Below are 22,701 nucleotides of genomic sequence, written 5' to 3'. Positions count from 1 at the left end.
CCATGAACATCACGCTGTCACAGTGCTTCATCGCCGTCGACGACCACGACAAGGCGCTCGCCTTCTACCGGGACGTCCTCGGACTCGAGGTCCGCAACGACGTCGGGTTCGAGGGCATGCGCTGGGTGACCGTCGGCGCTCCCTCGCAACCCGGTGTGGACATCGTCCTCGAACCGCCCCTCGCGGACCCCAACGCCTCGCCCGCCGACAAGGCGGCGATGGCGGAGCTGCTGGCGAAGGGTCTGCTGCGCGCCGTCATCTTCTCGACCGACGACTGCGACGCCGCCTTCGAGCGCATCCGCGCCGGGGGCGGTGAGGTCCTGCAGGAGCCGGTCGACCAGCCGTACGGCGTCCGCGACTGCGCCTTCCGCGATCCCGCCGGCAACATGGTGCGCTTCACGCAGGCCCGCGGATGAACCCGTCCCGTCAGGCGGGTGTGACCGGCGCCTTCGCGTAGGACACCAGCCGGTACGCGGGATCGGCGCGGCGACGGTCCGGGTCCGGGAGGGCGGCCAGTTCCTCGGCCAGCGCGGCACTGGCCCGCGGGTCGCCGCCGAACCACGAGGCGTAGTGGCCGCGGCGCAGCTTGTCGGCCGTGCCGCGGGGGTGACCGCCCTGGCCGTGGCCGGTGAAGCGGGTGTCGCCGGACGGCACCAGACCGTGCGCGGCGGCGTACGCCTCGACACGGTCGGCCCGGTCCGAGGCGCGGTCGTGCGAACGGTGGGGAGCGAGGATCCGGTCGATGTCGCTGCCCACGTCATGTGCGGCGTCCTTGTCCACCGTGACGACGAGGACGCCGCCGGGGCGCAGTACCCGGGCGGCCTCGGCGACGATCTCGTCCGCGAAGGGGACGAGGTGCAGCAGCCAGACGGCGCTGACCGCGTCGACCGACGCGTCCGCCAGGGGCAGGGACCGTCCGTCGGCGCGCGCGACGCGGCCGGGGAGTCGCCGCACCGCCTTGCGGGCCATGCCGTGCGCGGCGTCGAAGCCGTAGACCCGCAGGCCGGGGCGGGTGAGCCGCTCGGTGACCAGGCCGGTGCCGCAGGCGACGTCGACGAGCGTGCCGGTGGTGGGCGGGAGAAGGCTCAGGACGGCCTCGGCCGCCGCCGCGGCCCGGGGCACACCGCCCCGGGTCTCGTCGTAGCGGTCGGCCTCGGTGTCGTAGTCCAGCAGCGTCGGGCGCACGGCGCCGATCGTACGGCCCGTCAGTCGGCGCCGTGGCCCGGGGCGACGGCCTCCACCCGCTCCGCGAGCTCGAAGTCCTTCTCGGTGATCACGTCGCCTGCGGAATGCGTGTTCACGGAGACGGCCACCGTGTTGTAGCCGAGCGTCAGGTCGGAGTGGTGGTTCAGCTCCTGCTGGATCTGTGCCACGTGGACGACGAGCGCGGTGGCCGCGAAGTGGTCGCCGAGCCGGTAGGTGCGGGTGATCCGGTCGTCCGTCAGGGACCAGCCGGGGAGCTCTCGCAGGCGGTCCTCGATCTCCTTCTGCGACAGCGGCTCTGTGGGCATGTCCGTACTCCCTCCGGTCGGGGTTGCTGACGGTGACGATACGGTCCCGGAGACTCGATACCCGGGGCCGACACCTGGGATACCGTCAGGTCATGACAACTCTCGTGACCGGTACGGGCGTAGGGCCGCTCCTGAGGGGATGGCGCGAGCAGCGGCGGCTAAGCCAGCTGGAACTGGCGCTGCGGGCCGATTCCTCGGCCCGGCACATCTCGTTCGTGGAGACGGGGCGGTCCCGGCCGAGCGAGGAGATGATCCTGCGTCTCGCCGAGCATCTGGACGTGCCGGTGCGGGAACGCAACGCCCTTCTGCTGGCGGCGGGTTACGCCCCCCGGTACACCGAGACGGCGCTGGACGAGCCGGCTATGGCGACCGTGCGGCAGGGGATCGAGCAACTCCTTGCCGGCTACGACCCGTATCCGGCGCTCGTCGTGGACGGTTCGTACACGGTGGTGGCGGCCAACGAGGGTCTCGGCCTGCTGCTGGCCGGGCTGCCGGAGCATCTGCTGACCCCGCCGGTGAACGCGATGCGGGTGACGCTGCACCCCGAGGGGCTCGCCCCGCGGATCCGCAACCTGCGGGAGTGGCGGGGGCATCTGCTGCACCAGATGGAGCGGCAGATCGCCCTGGCCCGCTCCGAGGCGCTGCGGAAGCTGTACGAGGAGGTGGCGGCGTACCCGCTGCCCGAGGGGTCCGGGGGCGCGGAGGAGGAGCGGGGCGGGGAGGACGCGGAGCCGTACGCGTATGTCGCGCTGCCGCTGCGGATCGAGCACGACGGGCAGGTGCTGTCGTTCGTGTCGTCGATCTCGACGTTCAACACGCCGATGGACGTGACGGTCGCCGAGCTGGCCATCGAGACGCTCCTCCCGGCCGACCCGGCGACGGTCGCTTATCTGCGGTCGGCGCGTCCTACTCCGTAGCCCGCAGGGCCGACCACTGGAGCCCGGCGAACGCGGCGACGACGACGGCCTGCGCCGGGATCCACACCGCGCCGGCGGTGGTGGGCTCCAGCCAGGCGACGAGGGCGACGACGCTGAGGACGGCCCAGAGGGCGTTGACGTCGACGACGAGCTTCACGCCGAGGGCCGGGGGCGCCGGACGGCTCGCGAGCCAGGCGACGCCGGCGGCGAACGCGGTGAGCAGCGCCCCGAGTTCGAGCAGGAGCCCGGAGTCGACGCCGAGCAGCTCGCCCAGCGGCCCGGAGGCGGCGAGGTAGGCGAGCCCGTTGCCGCCCGTGACGACGGCGTCGAGGGCGAGGAAGCGGCGCACCATGGACCGCGGGCGGGTGGTGCGGGAGAGGCCGGCGAGCAGGGTCTGGGACATGACGGATCACGCTCCGTGAGGGAGGGCCGGTGGTGGGCCCGGAGCTCGGACGGAGTGCGCCGCCCGAGTTCCGGTGGACACCACGATGCCGCCGCTGCGGGCGCGGGTCGATGACGTCACAGGTAATGCACCCCGGGCCCCGTCCGTCGGCCTGGAGACCCGGAGACCCGGCGGCAGGATTCCCGTGACCGGGTGGGTGTCGAACGGGCGGGGCGCGCATGGGTATTGTTCGCGCCGGGCGGCCGGGGGGCCGTCGACGGGGAGGGGGCGCGAATGATGCGGGCCAGGGACCGGGCGCGGATGGTGGCGACCGGGGACGATCATAAGGTGACGCCGGCGGAACTCTTCTTCGACCTGGTGTTCGTCTACGCGATCACTCAGGTCACGGCGCTGATGGCGGCCGCGCCCTCGCCGGTGCGGGTGGTCGGCGCGATGGTGGTCCTCGCGCTGCTGTGGTGGTGCTGGTGCTGTTTCGCCTGGCTGGGCAATGTCGTACGGGCCGACTCGGGCGCCCCGTTCGCGGTGCTCGTCACCGTCATGACGGTCGTCTTCATCGTGTCGCTCGCCGTGCCCGAGGTCTTCGCGGACGCCCCCGGCGGCCTGTCGGCCCCGCTGCTCTTCGTGCTCTGCTACGGCGCCGTACGCGTCCTGCACCTGGTCGCGTACTGGCTCTCCGGTCCGGACGACGCGCTCCTGCACGCGACGCTGCGGCGGACCGCGCTGGCCTCGGTGCTGCCGCCGCTGGTCCTGCTGCTGATCGGCAGCGCTCACACCGGTACGGCCCAACTCCTCTGGTGGCTGGGCGCGGTGGCCATCGACTACGGCGGGATCTACGTGACGGGATCGTCCGGCTGGCGGGTCAACTCCCCCGGGCACTTCGCCGAACGCCACAGCCTGATCGTGATCATCGCGCTCGGCGAGTCGATCGTGGCCATGGGGATGGGCATGTCCGGCTTTCCGCTCACCGCGGCCGTCCTCGGCGCCGCCGCGGCCGGACTGCTGCTCTCGGCCGCGCTGTGGCGGCTGTACTTCCGGCAGCTGGGCGAGGCGGCGGAGCACCGGCTCGCGGGCCTCTCCGGCGACGACCGCACGCGGTTCGCCCGGGACGTCTACACCTTCCTGCACCTGCCGCTGGTCGCGGGCGTCGTGCTGTGCGCGCTCGGCATGAAGAAGGTCGTCCAGCAGGTCGCCGACACCGGCCACTACGGAGTCGCGGAGCCGTTGCACGGGGTCGTGGCCTGGTCGCTGACGGGGGGCGTCGGCGTGTTCCTGCTGGGCGCCGCCGCGATCGTCCTGCGCACCACCGGCCGGCGGCCGACCGCCCTCGCCGTGGGCGGGCTGTGCTGTCTGGCGGCCGGCCCGCTGGTGGGCGTGATCCCGGCGCTCGTCGCGCTGGTGCTGCTCGCCTGCGTGCTGTCGCTGGTCGTCGGCGTGCACGGCCGCCGGCCGTCCGCCGCCGCGGTCGCGGCTCCCGGAGCGTGACGGACGGGCCCGCCGGGGCCGCACGGGGTGCCGGAAGGCCGTCGGTCACGGTCCGCCGCGGTCACAGCTCCCGGTGCATGACGTGCAGGCCGACGGGGCCGTGCACGGGGTGCCGGAAGGCCGCCGGCACCGTGCCCACGACGGTGAACCCGAGTGAGCGCCACAGCCCGAGGGCCGGGTTGGTCTCCACCACCGCGTTGAACACCATCGCCGTGTAGCCGTCCTCCTTCGCCGCCACGAGCACGTGCTCGGCGAGGCGGCGGCCCACACCTCGGCCCGCGGCGCCCGGCGCCACCATGAACCCGGCGTTGGCGACACTCGCCGCCGGGCCGCCGTAGTTGCGGCGGACGAAGGCGGAGGCGAGGACCTCTCCGGCCTCCTCGACGACGAACACGCGGTTGCCCGGCGCCATCCACAGCGCTCGCGCCGCGTCCTCTCCAGTGTCGGGGTCCCAGGTGTAGCTCTCGCCGGCGGACACGATCTCGTGCCAGAAGGGCCAGATGCTCTTCCAGTCCTCCGCCACGGCGTCTCTGATCTCCATGGCGCCGAGTCTGCCAAACCGCTCGGGGACGGTTCGGTACGGGACGGGGCGGCTTCGTACGAGGACACGCACGCCTCGCTCGGACGGCCGACCGGCCGGCCGGTGCACGGGCCGGTCGCGGCCGGCCGGTGCCGGTGCCACTGCCGGTGCCGGTGCCGGTGCCGGTGCCACTGCCGGTGCCACTGCCGGTGTCGGCGGACTGAGGCCGGGCAGGTGGTGATTGCCGGTGGATGGCGGGCGGGCGGTGACGGCCGGTGGATGGCGGGTCGGCGGTGACGGCCGGTCAGCGGGTGGCGCCCTCCTTCTGGGCGGGGGTGGCCTGGTTCTCCCGGACCGGGACACGTTCCGGCTCGGGCGCGGGGCCGCGGACGGCCCGTTCCTCGCGGGAGGCCTCCGCGCGCAGCAGGGCGTTGAGCACGGCGAAGTGGTCGATCGGCATGGCGAAGCTCCTTGCGGTGGAGGTGAGCACGGGCGAGAGGGGAGGGCCCCTCAGCAGCGCATCACCCGGCACCGGGGAGTGCCGTCGCGCGGAACGGCCCGCGGGGCGGGCGAGTCGGCCGGGACGCGTGAGACGGGCGGGGCCGCGTGCGGGGGGCGCCCGCCGCGGGCGGCGGCCTTCCGGCGCGACCGGTTCCGGCCAGGGGCGGCGGCTTCGGACTCGGCCGTGTCGTGCGCCTCTCCGACGGGGTCCGGCGGGGTGGACGCGGCCGGTCCGGCCTCGACGCCGGAGGGGCCGGCGGCCCCGCAGCAGACCCCGAAGAGGGCCGCCAGCACGAGGAGGACGGAAGTCAGCGCGGCGCGCCACGGTGTTCGCGCCCCGCGCCGGGCGGGGCGGGGCGGTGGCATCGGCTCCTGTGGGACCGGCGCTCCCCGCCGGTCTCCGCCCGCGCCGGTCCCGACCGCCGGGGCGGCGGGAGCGGCGGGGCTCGCGGACAGGGACCTCATGGAGATCCAAACTGCCCCGGTTCGGCCCCGCTCCTTCCCTGCCCGGCCGGGATACGCCCGGGCGGCCTACGCGGGGGCTCCCGAATTCACCGGACCGGGGGCGTGGCGGAGGCAGCCCGGGAACGGCCGTGCCGTCAGGCCGCGGCGCGGTTCCTGCGGGCCGACATGCACGCGTAGACGAGGACACCGGCGAAGAGGAACAGCACCCCCTGGTAGACGGCCGCGTAGCCGGACCCGGCCACCAGCCACAGGGAGAAGGCGAAGGCCGCCATGGCCAGGACCATGTCGCGGACCAGGCGCCCGCGGTCGACGCGCTCCGGGCGGCCGGAGAGGAGGAAGTGGATCTGGGCGGCGGTGGACAGCAGGTACGGGACCGTCGCGGTGAACGTGGTGACGAGGACCAGGACCTCGAAGACGCGCTGGGTGCCGGCCGTGTAGTTGTAGACGGTGAGCAGCGAGGCGAGGACGACGGTGACGGCGACCCCGACCGTCGGGACCCCGCGCCGCTTGCGCGCGAAGGCCCGGGGGAAGAGACCGTCGCGGGCGGCGGCGTACGGGGTCTGGGCGCTGAGCAGCGTCCAGCCGTTGAGCGCGCCGACCATGGAGACCAGCGCCATGCATGCGATCGCCGTACCGCCCCAGGAGCCGCCGACCATGGCGTTCACGGCGTCGGAGAAGGGCGCGCCGGAGCCGACGAGACGGTCGTGGGCGACGGTCCCGAAGACGGAGAGCGTGCCGAGGAGGTAGATCAGGGCGGCGCCGAGCGTCCCGAGGACGGTGGCGCGGCCGACGTTGCGCCGCGCGTCGCGGACCTCACCCGCGCTGACGGCGGCCGACTCGACGCCGAGGTAGCTGAAGAGCAGGATCGCCGCGGAGGCGGAGACCGCGCCGAGCGCGCTGTCGCCCTCGGCCAGGAAGGGCCCGAGGTTGTCGCTGTCGAAGAAGAAGAGTCCGCCGACGGCCACGAGGAGGAGCGGGACGAACTTCAGCACGGTCGCCACGAGCTGCACGGCCCCGACGTACCGGGTGCCCGCGAGGTTGGCGAGGGCGGGCAGCCACTGGAGGGCGAGGGCCGCCGCGATGGTGGCCGGTAGGGAGCCGTGGAGGGGGACGAGCACGTCGAGGTAGCCGACGGCCGCGACGGCCAGGGCCGCGTTGGAGACCCAGGTGGTGATCCAGTACGACCAGGCGGCGAGGAATCCGGCGAAGTCGCCGAACGCCTCGCGGGCGTAGACGTACGGGCCTCCGGTGCGCGGGTGGCGCCGGGCGAGGCGGCCGAAGACGAGGGCGAGGGCGAGGGCGCCGAGGGTGAGGACGGCGAAGGCGACGAGGCTGATGGTGCCGTAAGGGGCGACGGAGGCCGGCAGCAGGAAGATCCCACCGCCGATGATGTTGCCCATGACCAGGGCCGTGGCGACCGGCAGTCCGAACCGCCGGGCGTGCCTGCCGTCCCGCTGAGCCGGATCGCCGGCGTCCTCCGGTGCGGGCATGCCGCCGTCCTGCCGTGCGGGCTCGCCGCCGTCCGGTGCGGGGTCACCGCCGAGCCGTGCCGGGCCGCTGCCGTCCTGCCGTGCGGGGCCGCCGTGCCGCGGGGCGGGAGGGGTGTCCTGGGGAGTAGTGGCCGTGCTCATGGGGGGTGGGGCGCCTTCCGTCGTACAAAAACCCGACCATGGTCGGACAAGGGCGAACACCCGTCCAAATCAGCTGCTTTTGTCCTGCCCCACCGGCCCATCAACCGGAAGAAATGATTCCGTTTCCAGGGTGGACCGTGAAATCTCCAGCGGAACCTGCGGACCCGCGCACTCCCTCAGCCAGCCCCGCAGCACGCGGTGCACCTGCTCGGCGCCCACCAGGCCGGCCGGCGGCGCCGACAGGTCCAGCGGCGACATGAGGAACGGCCGCGCCTGCTCGCCGCCGAGGCCGCCGTGGGAACCGATCTGCTCCTCGAAGGCGTGCACCCTGCCGGTCGCGGGGTCGTACATCGAGTTGACCATGATGTCCGCGACGTGCGGGAAACCGTCCGTGCGCCGCACCGCCTTCGCCGCGCCCGGCCCGAAGACCGCGAGCGGACCGTCGTCGGCGAGCTCGGCGACCGGCACCTCCGCGCCGTTCCCCGCGAGCACGACCGAACCGTGCTCGGCGCTCGCGACCAGCAGGAAGCCGATGCCGGGGTGGTCGGCCAGGCTGCGCAGCAGAGCGGGATGGCGGCGGTCTATCTCCTCCCTGGTCATCCGGTGCGGAACGCCGGGGAAGGAGATCAGCCCCAGGTTGCCCGAGGCGAGGACCAGCGGCTCGGACGGGCGGCCCGCCGGCCCCTCGGCCGCCGCCTCCTCCTCGTCCGTCGGCCGGTGCAGCGCGCTGCGCAGCGCGTCCCGGGCGGCGTAACTGGCCTCCGAACCGCTGGGCGTGCGCCGGACCCTGCGCGGTACGGGCAGCCCGCAGCCGGCCCGGACGAGGTCCTTGAGGGTGAGCCCGTACGCGCCCTCGAAGGTCTCGCCGGGGCTCTGTCCGTGGTCGGAGAGGAGCACGATCCGGTACGGCCGGGGCGCGTGCTCGGCGACCTTCGCCACCAGGGCGATCGAGCGGTCGAGCCGCGCCAGCACCCGGTCGGTGTCCCGGCCGTGCGGGCCGGAGTGGTGCGCCACCTCGTCGTAGGCGACCAGGTCGGCGTAGACGGCCGTCCGGCCCGCCAGGATGTCCCCGATCACCGCGGCGACCACCACGTCCCGCTCGACGACCGTGGCGAAGGCCCGGATAAAGGGGTAGGCGCCGCCGCGCGAGACCCGCGGAGACTCCTTCCGCAGCCGCGCCCCCGTCGACTGGACGACCTCGCGGGCGGCCTCGGCGACGAACGAACCGGCGGTCCGGACGGCGTTGGCGGGGTCGGAGAAGTAGGCGAAGTAGCCGGCGCGCGAGCGGTTGCGGCGGCCTCGGCGGGCCGCCATCGACAGCACCAGCGCGAGTTGCTCGGCGCCCCCGCTGAACAGATTGCCCCGGGAGGCCCCGTCGACGGTGAGCAGCCCGCCGTCCCCGGTGCGTTCGATCGCCCGCCGCTGGAGCTCGACGGCGGAGGCCGGGCGGTTGCTGACCATCAGCCGCCCGGTGTCCTTCTCGTACCAGCGGAAGGCCGGCACGTCCTCGTTGGAACCGTGCAGGATGCCGAGCTGGCTGGCGCCGGTCTGGCTGGACCAGTCGGTCCGCCAGGGGGTGAGCCGGTGGGTGGTGCCGAGCCAGGCGGCGAGGGTCGGCATCAGCCCGTCGGCGACGGCGTCGCGCAGCACCTGGTGGCCGACGCCGTCCAGTTGCAGGAAGACGGTGCCGTGGGAGGGTTCGGGGCGGCCGGATCCGCCGGGCACGGCCACCACCCGGGGCCGTCTGCGGTCGGCGAGGCGGTAGAGACGGCGGCGGTAGGCGTCGTCGTCGCGGACGGCGAGGCCGGTGGAGGTCGCCGAGGCGACGGCGGACATGACCGCGGCGACCACGACGGCGGTCTCCGGGTCGGCCGCGCCGCGCCCGTCCGGTATCAGCCAGAGCGCGAGGAGCAGCAGCGAGCCGTTGAGGAAGAACACCAACAGGCCGAGGACCAGGGCCGGCACGAGCAGCAGCGCCCGTACGACCACCGGCCACACCAGCGCACCGAGCAGGCCGAACGCGCCCGCGCCCCAGACGGCGGTGAGCGCGGTCCGCGTGATGCTGTCGCCGTCGGGTGACTGGAGTTCGAAGTCGGGCAGCAGCCCGGCCAGGGCCAGCATGGTGAGCGTCGACACCGCCCAGACGACGATGACGCGCACCACGGCACTGCCCGCGGTCCGCCAGCGGCCGGCTCTGCGCCCTCGCCCGTCACCCACGCCTGGTTCACCTTTCACCCGTTTCCTGGCTCAAGCCTGGCACAACGCGCGCCGGGCCCCGGAGGCGCCGGTCGCCCGCTCGCGAGAAGCCCGGGCGTCACGGCCCGGGCGTGGCTCGACGGGCCGGTCCGGTACGTGTGGCGCACGAAGCGCCGTCCGCCGGGAGGGCGGGGCCGGGGGCTCGGGGCTGGGCTGGGGCTGGGGCTGCGGCGGGGACTGGGGCTGGGGCTGGGGAAACGCGACCTAGCAGCCGTCGTAGCCGGCGGTGGGCATGGAGAGTCTGCGGTGCACGTCGGCCTTGCCGGCCGCGTCGTACGACGGCTCGTCGAGGCCCGCCGTCTCCAGCCGGACGCCCCTGCGCTCGCACTCCGCGTAGAAGCCGGGCACGTCGGTCAACGCCCGTGCCAGCACGCGTTCGTTGGGGGCGACGAAGAGGTCGACGGCGTCGGCGTCCACGTCGGCCCAGAGCGCGTCGTGGTCGGGGCGGATGGCGTAGAAGAGCAGCTGCCGCGTGATGACGTAGCCCTTGTCACGGGCCCAACGGTCGCACATCGCGTGCTGGCTGCGGGTGTCGACCAGGAAGGGGTCGCTGTCGAGTTCCTCGAGCGGGGTGAGGCTGGCGATCGCCGCCACCCGAACGTCGTCCATGGGCCGACCCTACTCCGAACACGGGCGGGCGAGCAGGGCGCACTCGGGGCGTCGCGGCGGCGCCGGGGATCACGGCTCCGAGTGTCAGGGAGGGGACGAGTATCCGCAGGTGTGACAGATGCTCCAGCCGTCCTGGGTGACGGCCAGGACGCCTCCGCAGCGCGGACACGGCGCCGAGTGGCCGGTCGTCCCCTTCATGCTCACCGCGGCTCCCCTCGCGTCGCTGACCGATGGCTACCCCGGCGTCCCGCCGTGGACGCCCCGCATCGCATGCGCGGGACATCTACCCTCGTCACTGGGGTAGGGGTACCCAGGCCGTGACAGGGTGGCGGGCGCCGAGGCCGCGCCCCGGTGGAGCCGGGGACGAGCCCGGGGCCGTGCACCGAGGTCGTCGACGAGGAGAGGGCGGGCTGCCAGTGGAGGTCACCTGGTGGGGTCATGCCACCTGCACGGTCGAGGACTCCGGGGTCCGGCTGCTCACCGACCCGCTCTTCGCGCGCCGGCTCGCGCATCTCCGGCGCCGCCGCGGCGCTCCGCCCCCGCCCGAGGCCGCGGTCGCCGACGCGGTGCTCGTCTCGCATCTGCACGCCGACCATCTGCACCTCCCCTCGCTCGCCCGGATCGCGCCCGGCACCCGGCTGATCGTGCCGCGCGGAGCCCCGGGCGCCGTGCCGGGCCTCCGCAAGCTGGCGGGCCGCGGGCTGCGGCTGACCGAGATGGAGCCCGGGGACGAACTGGCCGTGAACGGCGTGACGGTACGGGCCGTGCCGGCGCTGCACGACGGGCGGCGGCTCCCCATGGGGCCGCACCGCTCCCCCGCGCTCGGCTACGTCCTGGAAGGCGAGGCGCGGACGTACTTCGCCGGGGACACCGGCCTCTTCGACGGCATGGCGGACGCGGTCGGGCCGGTGGACGTGGCGCTGCTCCCGGTGGGCGGCTGGGGTCCGTACCTCGGCCACGGCCACCTGGACGCGGGGCGGGCGGCGCGGGCCCTGGCGGCCCTCTCGCCGGCCGCGGCGGTGCCGGTGCACTACGGCACGTACTGGCCGATCGGGATGGACGCCGTCCGGCCCCACGAGTTCCACGCGCCCGGTGACGAGTTCGTCCGGCACGCGGCCCGGCTCGCGCCGAAGGTGGTGGTGCACCGGCTCGGCCACGGCGAGCGGGTGCGGCCCGAGGTCGCCCGGTGATCGACCGGTTGTGGGAGGCGGTACGGCAGCTGCCGCCCGAGTCGACGCAGCAGGCCGTCGGCTACCCCACCCTCTTCCTCCTGGTGGCCCTCGGGGCCCTGGTGCCCGTGGTCCCGACGGGGGCGATCGTCAGCTCGGCGGCGGTGGTGGCCTACCACCAGACGGCACCGTGGTCGCTGCTCCTCGTCTTCCTCGTGGCGTCCTCGGCCGCGCTGCTCGGCGACGTGACGCTGTACTGGCTGGGCCGGCGCGGGGTCGGGTCGAAGAACGGGTCCCGGTGGCTGGAGGCGTTGCGCGGCCGGGCGACGCCGGAGCTGCTGGAGCACGCGCGGGAGCGTCTGGAGACGCGCCAGGTCTCCGTGCTGGTGCTCTCGCGGCTGGTGCCCGCAGGGCGGATCCCGGTGATGCTGGCCTGCCTGCTGGCGGGCATGCCGCTGCGCCGGTTCGTCCGGGGGGACCTGCCCGCGTGCCTGGCGTGGACGGCGACGTACCAGCTGATCGGGATCCTGGGCGGTTCGCTGTTCCCCGAGCCGTGGCAGGGCGTCGTGGCGGCGGTGGGGCTGACGCTCCTGCTCAGCGCGGCTCCCGCGCTGTGGCGACGGCTGCGCGGGGCGCACCGGAACGGTGCCGAGCAGGCCTGAGGCGCACGGAGGCGCACGAAGGGGCCCGGGGCGCCCGGCCCCGGGGCCTTTCTCCGGAGTCCCTTCGGGGTCAGGCGGCGAGCAGGCGCGAGGCGCCGACGGGGAGGTCCCAGAGGTCCTCCCGGGGCAGTCCGGCCCGTTCCCAGGCGGCCCGTACCCGGGTGAGGGGCTCGAGGACGGGTTCGGAGGAGAGCACGAACGTCGCCCAGTGCATCGGCGCCATCCGCCGGGCGCCCAGGTCGCGGAAGGCACGGACGGCCTCCTCGGGGTCGGTGTGGACGTCGCTGAGCCACCAGCGGGGGGCGTAGGCGCCGATCGGGAGCAAGGCGAGGTCGATGCCGGGGTGACGGCGGCCGATCTCGGCGAACCAGTGGCCGTAGCCGGTGTCTCCCGCGAAGTAGACCTGGCGGCCGGACCGGTCGGCGAGGACCCAGCCGCCCCACAGGGAGCGGCAGGTGTCGAGGAGGGTCCGCTTGGACCAGTGGTGGGCGGGGACGAACTCGAAGCGGACGCCGTCGAGTTCGGCCGCCTCCCACCAGTCGAGTTCGGTGACCCGGGTGAAGCGCCGGCGGGTGAACCAGCGGCCGAGCCCGGCGGGGACGAAGACGGGGGTGTCCCGGGGCAGCCGCTTGAGCGTGGGGGCGTCGAGGTGGTCGAAGTGGTTGTGGCTGATGACGACCGCGTCGACCGGCGGCAGGTCCTCCCAGCGCACGCCGACGGGGGTGATGCGGGCCGGGGTGCCGAAGATCCGGCGCGACCAGACCGGGTCGGTGAGGACGGTCAGGCCGCCGATGCCGACGATCCAGCTGGCGTGTCCGGCCCAGCTGAGGGCGACGGCCCCGGGCGGGACGACGGGCAGCGGACCCGGTTCGTACGGCAGCAGCGGAATGTCGCGCAGCCCGTCGGCGCCGGGGCGGATGGCACCTTCGCGGGCGAGGCGGGCCATGGCGCGGACACCGGGGAGCGGCGCGGTGAGGCGGTCGGCGAAGGAGCACGGCCAGTCGTCCCGGATGCGGCCGAGGGGCTGGAGGACGGGAGGGGCGGTGCGCGCGCCGTCGGGTCGCGGGGCCTGTGCCGGCCGTGCCGTCTGTTCCGTCATCTGCGGGCTCCGTTCTCGGCGGCTCGTCGGGGATTCCGGGGTCTGTGCCGGCTCCGGAGTGTCCCCGGGGTCACCGGAGTTCCTCCAGAGCGGCCGCGAACGACGTCAACGCCTCCGCGATGTGGGGCAGTTCCTCGGGCGTGGCCGAGGTGAGCGCCTCCGTCCGCCGCTCCTCCGTCGCGCCCAGGAGCACGCCGGTGTCGAACCGTGCCCGCAGCGAGCCGAGTTCGTCGCCGAAGCGGTGTCCGCCGGGGACCGGCGTGCCCAGCCGCTCGGTGAGGTGGTTCTCCAGCTCCAGGGAGTCGGTGACACCGCGGGCGGTGAGTCCGGCGCGCAGCGGTCCGAGGTCGGCGTAGAGGTGGCGGCCGGATCGCGGGGGCAGGGCGAGCGCGCCGGTGGCGAGGACGGCCCGGTGGGCGGCCGCGGTCACGCGCGCGTGGAGGGCGGCGCTCAGCGCGGCGCGTACGGTCACGTCCTCGGGTTCGTCGAGGGCGTGCGCCGCGGCGGGCCCGACGGGGCCGGCGACGACCGCGCCGAGGGCGGTGAGGACGTCGAGGGTACGCGCCCGGGGATCGGCGTAGCGGTCCGCGCGGGAGGGGGCGGTGGGCGGGAACCGGGCGACGGCGCAGGGCCAGGCGGCGGGGGCGAGCGCGCCCGCCAGGTCGTAGAGGACGGTGGCGTCGTCCGGGTACATCTCGGCGGGGCTGACGAGGACGGTGTCATGGGGGGCGTGCAGGGTGTCGCGCCAGGTCTCGTCGCTGATGATGTGCAGCCCCTCGGCGACGGCCGCCTCGCAGGTCTCGCTGACCAGCTCCGGCGGGGCGACGGTGCCGGTGGGGTCGTCGGCGACGGAGAGCAGGAGCAGCCGGGGGTGGCCGCCCTCCGCGCGGACCCGCCGGACGGTCTCCAGGAGGGCGTACGGGTCGGGGACGCCTCCGCATTCGGCGGGGGTCGGCACGTGGTAGGCGGGGCGGCCGAGCAGGCGCGCCTGGGGGGTCCACCAGGCCGGGCAGGGGCGGGGCATCAGGACGTCGCCGCCGTGGGCGGCGATCAGGGCGAGGAGCAGGGGCTGGCCGCCGGGGGCGGCGACCACGTCCTCGGGGTGGGTCCGCAATCCGCGCCGCCACCAGTACCCGCTCGCGGCCTCGCGCAGCACGGGACCGCCGCCGGGCGGTTCGACGGCGGTGCGGGTGGCCGCATCGGCGAGGATGGCGGCGAGGGCGGGGAGCACGGGCAGGCCGGGCTCGGGGATCGGTGGCCCGTAGCGCACCGGCCCGCGGCCCTCAGGAGCCGTCTCCCGCATGTCCCGTACCTCCAGGGCCTCGGTCTGGCGCGCGTACGGCGCCACTGTCCTTTATACGAAGATTCATGCAGGTTCGCCGCTTCGGCGAACTGCTCAGGGGCGGGCCGCGGGCCGGTCGGCGGGAAGCCGGGACCCGGTCGGGCGGGGAGCCCGGGGCGGTCGGCGGGGAGCGGGGACCCGGTCGGTCGGGTGTCAGCGCACCAGGACCCGCTCGACCATCAGCTCGACCGCCGAGACGATGGCGTCCGCGTCGATACCGGCCTCGTGGAGCTGTTCCTCAGGCGTCGCCGAGGTGGGCATCGAACGGACCGCGAGCCGGGCCAGGCGGGGCACGTCACCGTGGCCGTTGGCGTAGGCCTCGGCCACCGCGTCGCCGATGCCGCCCTCCGGCCGGTGGTCCTCGACCGTCAGGACGCAGCCGGTCGTACCGGCCGCCTGGTCGAGGGTGGCGGTGTCCACCGGCTTGACGGAGTAGAGGTCGATGACGCGCACGGGCACGCCCCGCTCCTCCAGCACGTCGGCGGCGCGCAGCGCCTCGTGCACGGTCACCCCGGCGGCCACGACGGTGGCCCGGTCGTCCTCGCCGTGGCTGCGCAGCACCTTGCTGCCGCCAATGGGGAACTCCTCGTCGGGGTCGTAGAGGACGGGGGTTCCGCCGCGCGTGGTGCGCAGATAGCGGACACCTTCCCGGTCGGCCATGGCGGCGACGAGTTTCGCCGTCTGGTTGGCGTCGCAGGGGTACAGGACGGTGCTGTCGTGCACCGACCGCATCATCGCGAGGTCCTCCAGGCCCATCTGGCTGGGGCCGTCCTCGCCGATGGCGACGCCGGCGTGGGATCCCACGAGGTTGATCCCGGCGCGGCTGACGGCGGCCATGCGGATGAAGTCGTGGGCGCGGGTGAGGAAGGCGGCGAAGGTCGCGGCGTAGGGGACGTAACCGCGCGTCTGGACCCCGACGGCGGCCGCCACCAGCTGCTGTTCCGCGATGTAGCACTCGAAGTGGCGCTCGGGGTGCGCCTTCGCGAAGTACTCGGTGCGCGTCGAGTCGCCCACCTCGCCGTCGAACGCGACGATGTCGTCGCGCACCGAGCCGAGCGCGGCGAGGGCCTCGCCGTAGGCGTTGCGGGTGGCGACCTTGTCGCCGCCCTTCTCGTAGCGCGGCAGGTCGGGTGCCTCGTTGCCGTCGCGGCGCGAAACCCGGGCGGCGGGCGGTGCGGTCACCCCGACCCGGAGGTCGCTGCGGCCGCCCAGCTCGGCGATGGCGGCCTCGGCGTCCGGGAGCGGCTTGCCGTGCATGCCCTCGCGGTTCTCGACGGCGGCGACGCCCCGGCCCTTGCGGGTGGCGGCCAGGATCGCGGTGGGCCGGCCGGAGGTGGCGCGGGCCTCGCCGAGCGCGGCGTCGACGGCGTCGACGTCGTGGCCGTCGATGGACAGGGTGTGCCAGCCGAAGGCTTCGAGGCGGGCCGCGTAGGCGCCGAGGTCGTGCTGGTGGCGGGTGGGTCCGCGCTGCCCGAGCCGGTTGACGTCGACGATCATGGTGAGGTTGTCGAGCCGGCAGTACGAGGCGTGCTCCACGGCCTCCCAGACCGAGCCCTCGGCCATCTCGCTGTCTCCGCAGAGCACCCAGACCTGGTAGGGGACGTGGTCGAGGAACTTCCCGGCGAGCGCCATGCCGACCCCGACCGGCAGGCCCTGGCCGAGGGAGCCGGTGGCGACGTCGACCCAGGGCAGCCGGGGTGTCGGATGCCCTTCGAGCAGGCTGCCGCGCTGGCGGAAGGTGAGCAGTTCGTCGTCGCCGACGACCCCCGCCGCCCGGTACATGGCGTACAGCAGCGGTGAGGCGTGGCCCTTGGAGAGCACGAGCCGGTCGTTGCCCGGATGGTCCGGCCGGTCGAAGTCGTAGCGCAGGTGGCGGGCGAGGAGTACCGCGCCGATCTCGGCGGCCGACATCGACGAGGTGGGGTGGCCCGAGCCGGCCGCGTCGGCGGCTCGCACGGCGTCGACGCGAAGCTGCTGGGCGAGCGCGGACATCGTCTCGTTCATGGCGGACCTTCCTCCACGGACTGCGCGGCGGGCGGGCGGTTCGACGGTGCTCATCACGCGGGTGCCCAGGAAGGCCGGGCGTAACCCGGGGAATCCGCCCACCCGTTGTCCACATGCCAAGATGCGGGTCTCAGCATGCGGCCGGAGCGCGTACCGTGGCCGTACGACCTCAGCCGAAGGAGTCCGGCCATGACGCTCAGCTCCACTCCGTCCGCACCGTCCGACAGCCCGGCCCCGTCCGCCGGGCCGGCCCCGTCCACCGGCGCCGCGCCCTCCGCCGGCTCGTCGCCCGCCGGGCCTCGGGAGACGGCCGTCTACACCCACGGCCACCACGAGTCGGTGCTCCGCTCGCACAGCTGGCGAACCGCCGCCAACTCCGCGGCGTATCTGATCCCCGAACTGCGCCCCGGTCTCGACGTGCTGGACGTGGGCTGCGGGCCGGGCACGATCACCGCCGATCTGGCCGCCCTCGTGGCGCCCGGCCGGGTGACCGCGGTGGACGCCTCGGAGGACGTCCTGGACAAGGCACGCGCTGCGGCCGCCGCGCGCGGCGTGGGCAACGTGCGCTTCGCGGTCGCCGACGTCCACGACCTGGACTTCCCCGACGACTCCTTCGACGTCGTCCACGCCCATCAGGTGCTGCAGCACGTCGGCGACCCGGTGCGCGCGCTGCGTGAGATGAGGCGGGTGTGCCGTCCGGGCGGAATGGTGGCCGCGCGCGACAGCGACTACGGCGCCTTCGCCTGGTACCCGGAACCGCCCGCGCTGGCCGAGTGGCTGGAGTTGTACCACCGGGTCGCGCGGGCCAACGGCGGCGAACCGGACGCCGGCCGGCGGCTCTTCTCCTGGGCGCGGCGCGCCGGCTTCACGGACATCGTGACGACGGGCGCCACCTGGTGCTTCTCCACGCCCGAGGAGCGGGCCTGGTGGAGCGGCCTGTGGGCGGACCGCACGACGGAGTCCGTCTACGCGCGGCTCGCGGTGGACGGCGGCCACACCACGCCCGCCGGGCTGGCCGCGATCGCCGAGGCCTGGCGCACGTGGGGCCGCCAGGAGGACGCCTGGTTCATGGTGCCGCACGGCGAGATCCTGTGCCGGGTCTCCTGATCCGGCACAGCCGGGACTCCGTCGGACGCCCTCGAAACCGCTGGGGCCGCCGGTCGGCAGCGGGCCCCGGTGGACCCGTCGACCGGCTCCGTGAAGGTCAACTAGGCTCGTCCGTATGGAGATTCTGGGAACCACGCTCCGCGTCTGCGTCGACGACCTCGATGCGGCGGTGGACTTCTACGAGCGGCTCACCGGCGGCCGGGCCCTGCGCTTCGAGCGGGCCGGTGTCTCGGTGGCCGCGGTCGGCTGCTTCCTCCTGATGAGCGGCCCCGAGTCGGAGCTGGAGGTGCTGCGGAAGGTGGCGGCGACTATCTCCGTCGACGACGTGGACACCGCGTTCACCTCGCTGACCGAGGCCGGCGCGAAGGTCGTCGCCGGTCCGGTGCCGACCCCGGTGGGGCGCAATCTGATCGCGGTGCACCCGGACGGCTCGGTCTTCGAGTACGTCGACCGGCGCCCGGCGTAGAACGGGCGCGCCCGCACCGCTTCCGTACCTCCTACAGGGACGGCGGGGGTGCGTCGGTGGTGAAGGCGGACACGACCAGGTCGGTGAGGAGCGCGCCGGCGGTTCCGTCGGGGTCGAGGTCGGGGTCGTAGATCGTGACGTTGAGCCCGACGCAGCGCTCGGACCGGACCAGGGCGCCGAACAGCGTGGCCAGTTCGGCGGGCAGCAGCCCGTCCGGGTCGGGGCTGTCGACGGCCGGCATCACACTCGGGTCGAGGACGTCGGCGTCGAGATGGACCCAGAAACCGTCCAGGGCCTCGTTCTCCAGGCTGAGCACGGTCGCGGCGGCGAGCTCCTCCGTACCCCACGCCCGGAGTTCGGAGACGGTCACCAGCGGGATCTTGAGAGCGCGCAGCTCGGTGACCTCGGGATCGTCGTGGAAGGCGTCACGGATGCCGAGGAGGCGGATGTCCTCGTCGCGGAGGTAGGGCCGGAGTCCTTCGAGGTCGGTGAGGTCGTCCTGGCCGCGGCCGGTGGCGAGGGCCACCTCCTCGCCGGCGGCGGCGCCGACGCGGCTCGAGTTCCCGGGATGGCGGAAGTCCGGGGAGGCGTCGAGCGCGGCGAGGCCGTACCGGCCGATGCGACGCAGGGCGAGGGACGCGCCGAGCTGGATGGAGCAGTCGCCGCCGAGGACGACCGGGAAGTCCCCGGCCCGTACGTGCCGTTCGATCCGGTCGGCGAGAGTACGGGTGTAGGCGGCGAGGGCCGCCGCGTGGAAGACGCCCTCGCCCTCCCGCCAGTCACCCCGGTCGTAGCGGGGCGCGACGACGACGCCGCCCTCCAGCGCACCGAGCCGCTGGACGACGCGGTTCTCCCGGAGGGCTCCGGCGAGCTTGTGGCAGCCGGGGACGGTTCCGGGCGCCGGCGGCCGCAGACCGAGGTTGGAGGGGGCGTCGATGGCCACGATATTCCGCATGCGCCCCATCCTCTCCGCCGTACTCTGCTTCTTCAACGGCGACGCCCGTACGGCAGTACGGGCGCCCGGAAGCACGGACGTACGGAGCGAGATGAGCACGGACACCCAGCACACGTACCGCGTGATCGTGCGCGGCACGTTCGACGGCCTGTCGGAGGAGAGCCGGGCGCGGCTGCTGGCCGAGGCCGACGAGCACGGTCTGACGGGGATGCGGTTCACACCGGAGGGCTCGCTCACCTACGACAGGACGCTGAAGCACTTCTCGTACCGGCTGATCGTCGTCTCCGACGCGGCGGACGGCGAGGAGATGGCAGCGGCGATCGCCGAGGACCGGGTGGAGACGGCGCTCCGTGAGCGGGGGCACGGTCACGGGGAGCTGAAGTCGTCCGTGACGGACATGGACACCATGAAGATCAACTACAAGCGCTGAGCGACGGGTCCGGCGGGGGCGGTGATCGCCCGGCGCTCGTGGTCCCGCCACGCGCCGTCGATGTGGAGCATCGCGGGCGAGAAGCCTCGAGACGGAATCCGGCGCTGCGGACGAGGGCGCGGGAAGCTTCATAGCCGGGCCGGATGCCGGCCTCCACACGGTGGACACCCAACGGCCCGAAGGCGTACGGCAGCAGGAGCCCCAACGCCTCGGAACATCAGGCCCCGGCCCGCGGCGTGCGCGAAGGCGCCGTAGCCGAGGGAGCCGCTGAGGAAAGCCCCGCGGACGATGTTGTCGACGTGGACGAAGTCGGCGATCCGGCCGCCCTCGGCCCGCTCGCGGACGCGGAACCCCTCCCTGGTCAGGTCGGCGATCAGCGCCCGTGCGAAGACGTCGTAGGCCCGGGGGGCCGTCCGGCGGGAAGAGCCAGGGGCGGTGCAGCTCGCGGGCGGCGCGGGCGTGGGCCGTGAGCTCCGCCGCGTCGTCGAGCGTGGAGGGCCGCGGGCCCACCCGAGGGCCCGCCGGGTACCGGCCGGGGTCGTCGCTCATCCGGCCAGGCCGGCGGGGCGGGCGGGGCCCGCGGACGAGGCCGCGCGGCGGCCAGGACGTCCTGGCCGCCGTGGCCACCCTGGCCGCTCGGCGGGCGCCCCCGGGCGTCGCCCGCCCGCGGTGGGCCGGCGTCCGCGGACGGACGGCGTCAGTGGTGGGCGAGGACCGGCTGAGGCTCCTCGTCGGGCACGTCGGCCGGGTCGGGGCGCTGGATGAGCAGCGCCGTGACGACGCCGATGCCGAGCAGGGCGAGCGCCGCGTACATCGCGTGCTGGTAGCCGGCCTCGGTGACGCCTCCCGCGTCGCTCCCCACCGTGATCATGGCGGAGGCGAGGGCGATGCCGAGCGAGGCTCCGATGCCGAAGCAGGCGCCGTTGAGTCCGGAGAGCGAGCCCGGCTTGTCCTTGGGGGCGGTGGTGACGGCGAGGCCGTTGAGGCCGGTGAGCATGAAACCGCCGTACGTGACGCCGAGCGCGGCCAGCGAGGCGATCAGGATCCCCTCGCTGTGCAGGAAGAAGGTGGCGAAGAGGAAGATCGCGAAGTTGGCGATCGCGCCGGTGACGACGATCGTGCGCCACCCGACCTTCGGACCGAGCCGCCCGGTCAGCGGCGCGGAGAGCACGCCGATCAGCTGGATCGGCGTCAGGAAGAGGAAGGCGGCGGTGACGGCCGAGAGGCCGAGGCCGACGCGTGCGTCCTGCGAGAAGAGCGGGATGGTGAGGGCGATGGCCCCGAACGCTCCTCCCAGGGTGCAGATCGTGGTGAGGAGCAGCGGCCAGGCGCGGCGGGAGGCCAGGACCTCGATGTCGATGACCGGGTCGGCGGCGCTCTTCTGCGAGACGACGAAGAAGGCGAGGGAGGCGAGTCCGCCCAGCAGGAAGCCGAGGGTCAGGACCGACGTCCAGCCCCAGGCGGCACCCTGGGCGAGACCGACGAGGATGCCGGTGAGGCCGAGCGCGAGGGCGACGATGCCCCGGGAGTCGAAGCGGCCCTCGGGGGCGGTGGCGGGCACGTCGGGGACGTACTTCCGGACGCCGATCAGACCCGCCACGGCAATGAGGGTGGAGCAGACGAAGATCCCGCGGAAGCCGATGGTGTCGGCGATCTGTCCGCCGCCGATGGCGTCGACGCCGGCGAGGCCGCCGTTGACGGCGGTGACGATGCCCGCGGCCTTGCCGAAGCCGGCCGGGGTGAGCAGCTGGTTCAGCGTGAGGAAGGCGAGGGTGAACATCGCGGCCGAGATGCCCTGCAGGACGCGGCCTGCGATGAAGACCTCGATGTTCGGCGCGAAGACGCAGAGCAGGTTTCCGGCGATCAGCACGAAGGCGCAGACGATCATCATCGGCTTGCGGCCGCGTTTGTCGCTGAGACGGGCCAGGGTGACCTGGCCGATGGCCGCCATCAGGAAAAACAGGGTCTGCGAGAGACCGGCGGCGGCCGTGGTGGTGCCCAGCCGCTCGATGACGTCCGGCAGTGCGGGGCTGAGCATCGTGGCGTTGATCTGGTAGCCGAGGACGGCGAGGACCATCGCCAGAAGCATGGGCCCCCGGCCCGTGAGGTCGGATTTGGCTGACATATCGGCCCCTTTGCCTTGGATGTCACGTCGTTGCGCACGCCCCTCGCCAAGCTTGTCTGACAAGTTGCGCCCCGACAGGCTGGACTCTACGCGCGTCACACGTCAAGACCCTTTGACCTGTGAATCCGCATACCGTTGACTTGCCGACAAGTCGGTGAAGGAGGGGCAGTGGCAGTCAGCGGACGGCAACGACGACCGGTCGTGGTGCTCTACGAGCGGATCGCGGACGCCATCCACCACGGCACCTATCCGCCGGGCTCGACGCTCCCCTCCGAGCCCAAGCTCGCCGGCGAGCTGGGGGTGAGCCGTCCGGCCCTGCGCGAGGCGCTGCTGCTGCTCCAGGAGGACGGCCTGCTCTCGGTGCGGCGCGGAGTCGGCCGGACCGTCGCCGACCGTCCGCCGCGCCGCGGCTTCGAACACGTCCAGCCCCTGGAGGAGCTGATCGGGGCGGGCTCGCCGCTGCGCGTACGAGCCCTGCTGCGGGCGGTCGAGGAGCCCACCGACTTCACCACCCAGCACCTGCTCGCCCGGGCCGGATCGGAGCTGCGGTTCTGGGAGTCGCTGCTGGTCGGAGAGGGTACGGCGGCGACGCTCAGCCAGGAGTGGGCGGCCGCGGACGACGTCCTGGACCGCGCGCACCCGGACTTCGCGTACGCCCTCCGGACCGCGCCGGCGCCGGAGCGCGTCTCGATGCTGGCGGTGCTCGCCGACGCCTCACGCGGGGTGTCGCTGGGGGCGCACAGCAGTGTGACCGCCACCCTGGTCGGCCAGCGGCGCGGGGACCAGCTCGGCCGCCCGGCCGACACTCCGGCGGTCCTCGTCACCCAGGTGGTACGGGTCGGAGAGATCCCGGTCCTGGCGGCCAAACACATGCTCCCGACGGGAGCGCCGGCGCTCCCGGTCCTCCAGTCGAACTGAGCCGACCCGGCCGCGCCACCCGGCCGAGCTTCGGGCCGGACCGCTCGGCCGGCCTTTGCCGGGCGGCCCGACGGCCCCTCCGAGCCAGGCGACAAGACCGTCAGGCCGCCGCCCTGTCGCCGCCGTCAC

22 protein-coding genes and 1 pseudogene are annotated in these 22,701 nt (G+C 74.2%); 9 read left to right on the top strand and 14 right to left on the bottom strand.

Translation table 11 applies throughout. From position 1 onward, the window contains the following. Window positions 1-2 precede the first annotated feature (2 nt). The gene (locus ACZ68P_RS11425) at window positions 3-416 is read left to right on the top strand and encodes a VOC family protein (protein WP_471005168.1); all 414 of its coding nucleotides are present in this window, start codon (window positions 3-5) and stop codon (window positions 414-416) included. A 10-nt stretch (window positions 417-426) separates the two neighbouring features. Here the strand turns inward: ACZ68P_RS11425 and ACZ68P_RS11420 are convergent, their stop codons facing one another. Together ACZ68P_RS11420 and ACZ68P_RS11415 are read right to left on the bottom strand one after the other, a co-directional pair. Next, window positions 427-1,173, bottom strand: coding sequence for a class I SAM-dependent methyltransferase (locus tag ACZ68P_RS11420; protein WP_471005592.1), 747 nt, complete (start codon window positions 1,171-1,173; stop codon window positions 427-429). 32 nt (window positions 1,174-1,205) lie between these two features. Beyond that, on the bottom strand, window positions 1,206-1,511 hold the full coding sequence (locus ACZ68P_RS11415) for a 4a-hydroxytetrahydrobiopterin dehydratase (RefSeq protein WP_471005167.1): 306 nt from the start codon (window positions 1,509-1,511) through the stop codon (window positions 1,206-1,208). Between the two features lie 92 nt (window positions 1,512-1,603). Here ACZ68P_RS11415 and ACZ68P_RS11410 point away from each other — a divergent pair, with 92 nt between their 5' ends. Further along, window positions 1,604-2,428, top strand: a complete 825-nt coding sequence (locus tag ACZ68P_RS11410; RefSeq protein WP_471005166.1) for a helix-turn-helix domain-containing protein — start codon at window positions 1,604-1,606, stop codon at window positions 2,426-2,428. On the opposite strand, the gene ACZ68P_RS11405 is transcribed toward ACZ68P_RS11410, so the two are convergent. Continuing rightward, complete coding sequence (locus ACZ68P_RS11405) at window positions 2,418-2,831, bottom strand: hypothetical protein (RefSeq protein WP_471005165.1); 414 nt, start codon at window positions 2,829-2,831, stop codon at window positions 2,418-2,420. The genes ACZ68P_RS11410 and ACZ68P_RS11405 overlap by 11 nt on opposite strands. A 327-nt stretch (window positions 2,832-3,158) precedes the next feature. On the opposite strand from ACZ68P_RS11405, the gene ACZ68P_RS11400 reads away from it, so the two are divergent. Further along, on the top strand, window positions 3,159-4,313 hold the full coding sequence (locus tag ACZ68P_RS11400; RefSeq protein WP_471005164.1) for a low temperature requirement protein A: 1,155 nt from the start codon (window positions 3,159-3,161) through the stop codon (window positions 4,311-4,313). A 61-nt stretch (window positions 4,314-4,374) separates the two neighbouring features. On the opposite strand, the gene ACZ68P_RS11395 is transcribed toward ACZ68P_RS11400, so the two are convergent. From ACZ68P_RS11395 to ACZ68P_RS11375, 5 genes are all read right to left on the bottom strand, one after another. After that, window positions 4,375-4,854 carry a GNAT family N-acetyltransferase gene (locus tag ACZ68P_RS11395; RefSeq protein WP_471005163.1) on the bottom strand — a complete coding sequence of 160 codons (480 nt, stop codon included), beginning with the start codon at window positions 4,852-4,854 and terminating at the stop codon, window positions 4,375-4,377. A gap of 283 nt (window positions 4,855-5,137) precedes the next feature. Further along, entirely contained in the window at window positions 5,138-5,293 is a 156-nt protein-coding gene (locus ACZ68P_RS11390) for a hypothetical protein (protein WP_471005162.1), read from the bottom strand. Between the two features lie 640 nt (window positions 5,294-5,933). Next, window positions 5,934-7,289, bottom strand: a complete 1,356-nt coding sequence (locus ACZ68P_RS11385; protein WP_471005590.1) for an amino acid permease — start codon at window positions 7,287-7,289, stop codon at window positions 5,934-5,936. A gap of 210 nt (window positions 7,290-7,499) precedes the next feature. Beyond that, the gene (locus tag ACZ68P_RS11380) at window positions 7,500-9,647 is read right to left on the bottom strand and encodes a phage holin family protein (RefSeq protein ID WP_471005161.1); all 2,148 of its coding nucleotides are present in this window, start codon (window positions 9,645-9,647) and stop codon (window positions 7,500-7,502) included. Between the two features lie 243 nt (window positions 9,648-9,890). Next, window positions 9,891-10,295, bottom strand: coding sequence for a hypothetical protein (locus ACZ68P_RS11375; RefSeq protein ID WP_471005160.1), 405 nt, complete (start codon window positions 10,293-10,295; stop codon window positions 9,891-9,893). A 410-nt stretch (window positions 10,296-10,705) separates the two neighbouring features. Between ACZ68P_RS11375 and ACZ68P_RS11370 the strand changes: the two genes are divergently transcribed. Then, window positions 10,706-11,485, top strand: a complete 780-nt coding sequence (locus ACZ68P_RS11370; RefSeq protein WP_471005589.1) for an MBL fold metallo-hydrolase — start codon at window positions 10,706-10,708, stop codon at window positions 11,483-11,485. Further along, entirely contained in the window at window positions 11,482-12,126 is a 645-nt protein-coding gene (locus tag ACZ68P_RS11365; protein WP_471005159.1) for a DedA family protein, read from the top strand. The genes ACZ68P_RS11370 and ACZ68P_RS11365 overlap by 4 nt, the downstream gene beginning before the upstream one ends. A 70-nt stretch (window positions 12,127-12,196) precedes the next feature. On the opposite strand, the gene ACZ68P_RS11360 is transcribed toward ACZ68P_RS11365, so the two are convergent. From ACZ68P_RS11360 to ACZ68P_RS11350, 3 genes are all read right to left on the bottom strand, one after another. Beyond that, on the bottom strand, window positions 12,197-13,225 hold the full coding sequence (locus tag ACZ68P_RS11360) for an MBL fold metallo-hydrolase (protein WP_471005158.1): 1,029 nt from the start codon (window positions 13,223-13,225) through the stop codon (window positions 12,197-12,199). Window positions 13,226-13,295: 70 nt separating this feature from the next. Beyond that, window positions 13,296-14,528, bottom strand: a complete 1,233-nt coding sequence (locus ACZ68P_RS11355) for an aminotransferase class I/II-fold pyridoxal phosphate-dependent enzyme (protein WP_471005588.1) — start codon at window positions 14,526-14,528, stop codon at window positions 13,296-13,298. 192 nt (window positions 14,529-14,720) lie between these two features. After that, window positions 14,721-16,571 (bottom strand): transketolase, encoded by a 1,851-nt coding sequence (locus ACZ68P_RS11350; protein ID WP_471005157.1) that lies wholly within the window; start codon window positions 16,569-16,571, stop codon window positions 14,721-14,723. 189 nt (window positions 16,572-16,760) lie between these two features. On the opposite strand from ACZ68P_RS11350, the gene ACZ68P_RS11345 reads away from it, so the two are divergent. Together ACZ68P_RS11345 and ACZ68P_RS11340 are read left to right on the top strand one after the other, a co-directional pair. Further along, complete coding sequence (locus ACZ68P_RS11345; RefSeq protein WP_471005156.1) at window positions 16,761-17,678, top strand: class I SAM-dependent methyltransferase; 918 nt, start codon at window positions 16,761-16,763, stop codon at window positions 17,676-17,678. A gap of 115 nt (window positions 17,679-17,793) precedes the next feature. Then, window positions 17,794-18,144, top strand: coding sequence for a VOC family protein (locus ACZ68P_RS11340; protein WP_471005155.1), 351 nt, complete (start codon window positions 17,794-17,796; stop codon window positions 18,142-18,144). Between the two features lie 31 nt (window positions 18,145-18,175). Here the strand turns inward: ACZ68P_RS11340 and ACZ68P_RS11335 are convergent, their stop codons facing one another. Then, window positions 18,176-19,099: an arginase family protein gene (locus tag ACZ68P_RS11335; RefSeq protein ID WP_471005154.1), complete on the bottom strand. Its 924-nt coding sequence runs from the start codon at window positions 19,097-19,099 to the stop codon at window positions 18,176-18,178. Window positions 19,100-19,190: 91 nt separating this feature from the next. On the opposite strand from ACZ68P_RS11335, the gene ACZ68P_RS11330 reads away from it, so the two are divergent. Further along, window positions 19,191-19,529, top strand: coding sequence for a DUF6204 family protein (locus ACZ68P_RS11330; RefSeq protein ID WP_471005587.1), 339 nt, complete (start codon window positions 19,191-19,193; stop codon window positions 19,527-19,529). On the opposite strand, the pseudogene ACZ68P_RS11325 reads toward ACZ68P_RS11330, so the two are convergent. Both ACZ68P_RS11325 and ACZ68P_RS11320 read right to left on the bottom strand, forming a co-directional pair. Then, window positions 19,517-20,078 (bottom strand): annotated as a pseudogene (locus ACZ68P_RS11325) (GNAT family N-acetyltransferase). The gene ACZ68P_RS11330 and the pseudogene ACZ68P_RS11325 sit on opposite strands and share 13 nt — an antisense overlap. Before the next feature lie 148 nt (window positions 20,079-20,226). After that, window positions 20,227-21,654, bottom strand: a complete 1,428-nt coding sequence (locus tag ACZ68P_RS11320) for an MFS transporter (RefSeq protein WP_471005153.1) — start codon at window positions 21,652-21,654, stop codon at window positions 20,227-20,229. 168 nt (window positions 21,655-21,822) lie between these two features. Here ACZ68P_RS11320 and ACZ68P_RS11315 point away from each other — a divergent pair, with 168 nt between their 5' ends. Continuing rightward, window positions 21,823-22,572, top strand: coding sequence for a GntR family transcriptional regulator (locus ACZ68P_RS11315; RefSeq protein WP_471005152.1), 750 nt, complete (start codon window positions 21,823-21,825; stop codon window positions 22,570-22,572). Window positions 22,573-22,701: the final 129 nt, after the last annotated feature.

The organism is Streptomyces sp. NPDC036822 (assembly GCF_055609145.1).
The sequence above is the reverse complement of the archived record's forward strand: the minus strand, read 5'-3'. Positions and strand labels throughout refer to the sequence as shown.